Below are 4,723 nucleotides of genomic sequence, written 5' to 3'. Positions count from 1 at the left end.
GATCTTCACCTTGCCGGTCTGCAGCGCCGTGGACATGGGTTGAGGAGAGGCCAGCGCGGCGACCCAGTCGGCCTTGGTGGCGGCGACCACCAGCGGCGTCTCGGCGCCAAGACCTTTGAAGGTCTCGGCCACACCGCGCCGTACCGCGATGGTCCAATCCCCCTCGCCGGCTAGGCGCAGGCCCATGGCGATTTGCGCCGTGGCGGCCTTTTCGGCGTTCAGGCGCACCGGGAAGGTCGCGACCAGGGCCGAGGCCGGGAGGCCCGCGGCCTGGGCGCCTTGGCGCGCGCCGATGATCTGGGTCCAGCCCGGCGCCTTCTTCTCCAACTCGGCGGCGCGGGCGAGATAGTAGTTCCGGCCATTGGGTGAGACGCTCTCATAGCCAAGTTGGCGCAAGGCCTTGGCCTGGGTGGCGTCGGCCTGGGCCTTCAGTCCGACATCGGCGCGGCCGGCATAGCCGGAAAGCTCGGCCGCCCATTTCCAGCGGCCGTCGACATAGGCCTTTTCGGCCGCCGCTAGGGCCTGGGGCGCGCCGCCGGCCAGGGCGACGATTTCCTTGGCCCGGACCTGCGGCGCGTCCAAGGACAACTCCGCCGGATCGCCGCCGAACCAGCCCATATAGCCGTCGAACACCGAGCGCGCCGACCACTCGACCGTGCCGTAGTGCTCGGCCAGATAAGGATCGGCGGCCAGGTGGGCCGGCAACTTCACCTTCTCGACGATCTCGTCAGGGGTCAGGCCCTGGTTCATCCAGCGGACCGTTTGGTCGTGGGTGAAGCGGATGGCGTCGCGATAGTTGGTCAGGGTCGACTGGATGGCCTCGGCGCCGGCCAGCGGCCGGGTGTGCGAGGGAACCATCACCTCCGGCGCCAAGGCCCGCATCCGGTCGAGCGATTCCGCCCACTGCACCGGGTCGCGATAGCTGGTGCCGCGGATCGTGTAGAGGTTGGGGAAGGCCTTATAGATGTTGTCGCCGGGGAACAGGATCTTGGGGCCTGGCATCCACACCAGGATCTGGTCCTCTGTCTCGCCGGGCGCATGCTCCAGCACGAACTTCTCACCGCCGAGCGTGATTTCCAGCCGGTCCTTGAAGACTGTGTTCGGCGCGATGAAACCGCCCGAGCCGCCACCGGAGAAGGCCGACAGATAGGGGCCGATTCCGACGTTGACGAAGCCGTCCGGCGTGCCCTTGGGCAGGAAGACGCCGTACATGCGAGCCGCGCGGGCGGCGATGGCCGGGGCGGCGACGCCGTTCCACTTGGCGGCCTCTCGCATCAGGCTCTCGTGGGCGATGATCTTGGCGCCCTCGGCCAGGGGAAAGCCCGCCGCGCCCGAGATATGGTCGTTGTGATTGTGCGTGTAGATCACGCCCACGATCGGCTTGCCGCCGGCGTGGGGTTCGAACTGCGCCCAGACCTTCTTGGCCTCGTCGAGGCTGTCGGTGGTGTCGATGATCACCACCCCGGTCTTGCCCACCACCATGATCGAGTTGGCGATGCCGTAGCCGACCGCTGAGAAGACGCCGGGGGCGGGCTCATAGACCTTGGGCGGCGCGAACTCGGCGGTCTGGGCGGCCAGCGAGGGTGCGATCCTTGGCCCCGGCTCATGCGCTTTAGCGGCGGTGGCGGCGGCGAGCGCGCCCAGCAGGGCCAGGGTGCGGATCATCGGCAAGCTCCTCATTTGGCATAGTCCGCGCCAAATGACCCGCGAGGTCCGCGAGCGTCAATGCTTGTCAGCCGAAACCCCGCCGCCGATGATGCTCGAAAATTAGATCATTAGGAGGAACCCCCATGGGTCTATTGGACGGTAAGGTCGCCATCATTACGGGCGCGGGCGGCGGATTGGGCGAGGCCTACGCCAAGCTCTTCGCGAAAGAAGGCGCGGCGGTCGTGGTCAACGATCTGGGCGGGCCGCGCGATGGCTCGGGCGCGGACACATCGGCGGCGCAGAAGGTCGTCAACGACATCGTGGCCGCTGGCGGCCGGGCCGTGGCCAATGGCGACGACGTGTCGACCATGGAGGGCGGCGAGAACATCCTGAAGACCGCCTTGGACAATTTCGGCCAGGTCGACATCTTGGTCTGCAACGCCGGCATCCTGCGCGACAAGAGCTTCGCCAACACCTCCGAACAGGACTGGGACCTGGTGGTGAAGGTGCACCTGAAGGGCACCTATTGCTGCACCATGCCGGTCTGGAAGTGGATGAAGGACAACGGCAAGCCCGGCACGATCATCATGACCTCGTCCACCTCGGGGCTCTACGGCAACTTTGGCCAGTCCAATTACGGGGCGGCCAAGGCCGGCATCTACGGCTTCATGCGCGTGCTTTCGATCGAGGGCCGCAAGTACGGCATCCGGGTCATGGGCCTGGCGCCGGGCGCATTCACCCGCATGACCTCCGACCTGCCCGGCTTCCGCGACCGCGAACCGGACGCCATGGCCCTGCCCGAAAACATCGCACCGGGCGTGCTCTACATGGCCTCGGACCTGGCGGCGGACCACACCGGCAAGGTGCTGGGCGTCTCCTCACGCGGGGTTCGTGAGATCAAGATGGTGCAGACCGACGGCTTCCAGCCGGGCCGACCCTACACGGCCCAGGAAGTCGCCGAGCATGCCGCGCAGGTGTTCTTCCCAGCGGCGGCGGAACGCACCGCCGCGAGCGCTTAAACCACCGCCTCGCCATCCTCCGGGCTCGCGAAGCGAGATCCGGAGGATGGCGATGACTATCGGGTGAAGGTCGCCAACCGCGCGTCCAGACGGTCGCGAACGGCGGGCCACTCGTGGTCCAAGACCGAGAAGATCACCGTGTCGCGGATGCGGCCGGTCCAGGTAATGCGGTCCTGGCGCAGCAACGCCTCCTCCACCGCGCCGAGCTTCAGCACCGCCGCACGCGAGCGCAGGTTGATCGCGTCGACCCGGTAGACCGCGCGCCGAGCCCCGCATTCAAAGGCATGGCCCATCATCAGCCGCTTGGCGGCCGGATTGACCGGCCCGCCGCGCAGGTCGGGCCGATAGTAGGTGCCGCCGATCTCCAACACGCCGTTGACGCCGTCCATGTTGCTGAAGCAAGTCAGGCCCACGCAGCGCCCCTCGACCATCACCGCAAAGCCCACCGTCGTTCCGTCGGCGATGTGCTCGGTCAGGATGGCCCAGGTCGGGTCGAAGTGCTCGCCGGCCCAGGAGAAGGGATAGAGCTCGGTCCAGATCGCCTGGTCGGCGTTGCAGGCCTCGCGCAGGCCCTCGCGATGCTGCTCACCCATCGGTTCGAGCCGCACGAAGCGGTTCTCCAGGATCTTCGTTTCGATCTTCATCCAGCGCCCCTTGCGAATAGTTGTGCCGCCTGGAGCAGATAGATGACGCCGATCCCGGTCACGATCCACTTCGTCCACTTCTTGAAGTCCACATCGTTCATGCGGTCGAGGATGCGGCCGCCCACCACCGTGCCGGCCATCGACAGCGGCACGGCGAGCGCGAACATCCACCAAGGCGGCATGTCATGAGACGAGCTGGTCAGCAGCGGGGTCCCGTAGACCACGATCTTGGCCAGATGGGCGAACACCTGGGTCGCGGCCTTGGTCGCGACAATGGCGTGACGGGTCAGGCTGGTGCGGACGAAGAAGAGATCCAGCAAAGGCCCCGCGACGCCGGCCGTCAGGTTGAGGCCTGTGACCAACAGGCCGGACGCAAAAGCCTGGGGCGGGCGGGCGGCGTCGAGATTGATCAGCCGCTGCGGCAGCCACAGCAGGCCAGGCACCAGTCCCATCAGTAGATAGAGCACCGGCTTGGAAGGGACGAGCGAGATCAGGGCCACCGCCGCGCCGGCCACCGCCGAGGCCAGGGCGTACCAGCCGACGATGTCCCAACGCACGTGCTTGGCGTGGAGGATCGCGCGCCAGCCGTTGGCGACCAGTTGCAATATGCCGTGAGTGACGAAGGCCGCCGACACCGGCAGGACGAGGACCAGGCCCCCCATCAGGACCAGGCCGCCGGCCATGCCGAACACACCCGACAAGGTGGCCGTGACAAAGCCCAAGACGATGATGAAAAGAGCCGCGGGAATGCTCACTGGGGTCGTCCTCCGGGTTGCGACCCGCCCCGACGGTGGACACAGGCCACCCACGGTCACGGACCAGCTGCGCGTCGCGCGCGAAAGAGTGCGGGTCCGCCCGCTCACCCTCCGGAGGAAGGCGCTGTGCTCTCAGACGTCCGCCGGTCGCGGCGAGGACGGAGCCCGGGGATCACGCGACAGCGGATCGACCCTGGCTCGTTGGGAGCGGGTTGGCTCTACACCCGAACAAGCGGGGCCGTCGAGAGCACATCGCACTGTGAAACGGCGTGTCAGCCAGCCCAGGACTACAGCCGTCAACTAGCTCTACTATGCAAAGTTCAGGTGCGGCAGCGCAGGCGTCGAATGACAATTACTGACAAGGCCAAGGCCGCAAACTGGCTGACTGTCGTAGCGGTCGCCGTCGCAGTGACCATCCCCGTATGGCAGGCGATCTCGGAGCACGGCTGGCTGGGCCTCGCCATGGGTCGCCTGTCGCCCCTGTTCTGGGTCGCCGTTGGCGTGTGGATCGTCTGTATCGTCTGCGTCGGTGCGCTGATAGGCAGTGCAGCGACAGGCGGGCATTTGCCTTCGAGCTGCCGCGATAGGCGGAGGGAGGCAGCGAGACCGACTGCGACACGGATCCGGAGTCGTCGCAGTCCGATTCGTGGCGCGATTC

4 protein-coding genes are annotated in these 4,723 nt (G+C 67.0%); 1 reads left to right on the top strand and 3 read right to left on the bottom strand.

All coding sequences use genetic code 11. The features are described from left to right. The coding region (locus Q7T84_RS07210; protein WP_304807185.1) for an alkyl sulfatase dimerization domain-containing protein at positions 1-1,665 on the bottom strand (1,665 nt) is incomplete at its 3' end. Positions 1,666-1,790: 125 nt separating this feature from the next. On the opposite strand from Q7T84_RS07210, the gene Q7T84_RS07205 reads away from it, so the two are divergent. After that, a complete protein-coding gene (locus tag Q7T84_RS07205) occupies positions 1,791-2,666 on the top strand; it encodes an SDR family oxidoreductase (RefSeq protein WP_304807183.1) in 876 nt (291 codons plus the stop codon). A 56-nt stretch (positions 2,667-2,722) separates the two neighbouring features. Here Q7T84_RS07205 and Q7T84_RS07200 read toward each other — a convergent pair whose 3' ends face one another. Together Q7T84_RS07200 and Q7T84_RS07195 are read right to left on the bottom strand one after the other, a co-directional pair. Beyond that, complete coding sequence (locus Q7T84_RS07200; protein ID WP_304807181.1) at positions 2,723-3,310, bottom strand: GNAT family N-acetyltransferase; 588 nt, start codon at positions 3,308-3,310, stop codon at positions 2,723-2,725. After that, complete coding sequence (locus Q7T84_RS07195) at positions 3,307-4,065, bottom strand: sulfite exporter TauE/SafE family protein (RefSeq protein WP_304807179.1); 759 nt, start codon at positions 4,063-4,065, stop codon at positions 3,307-3,309. Before Q7T84_RS07195 ends, Q7T84_RS07200 begins: the two co-directional genes overlap by 4 nt. Between the last annotated feature and the right edge of the window lie 658 nt (positions 4,066-4,723).

Source organism: Phenylobacterium sp. (genome assembly GCF_030654915.1).
Lineage (GTDB): Bacteria > Pseudomonadota > Alphaproteobacteria > Caulobacterales > Caulobacteraceae > Phenylobacterium.
Note: the sequence above shows the minus strand (reverse complement) of the source record. Positions and strands in the feature narration are given on the sequence as shown.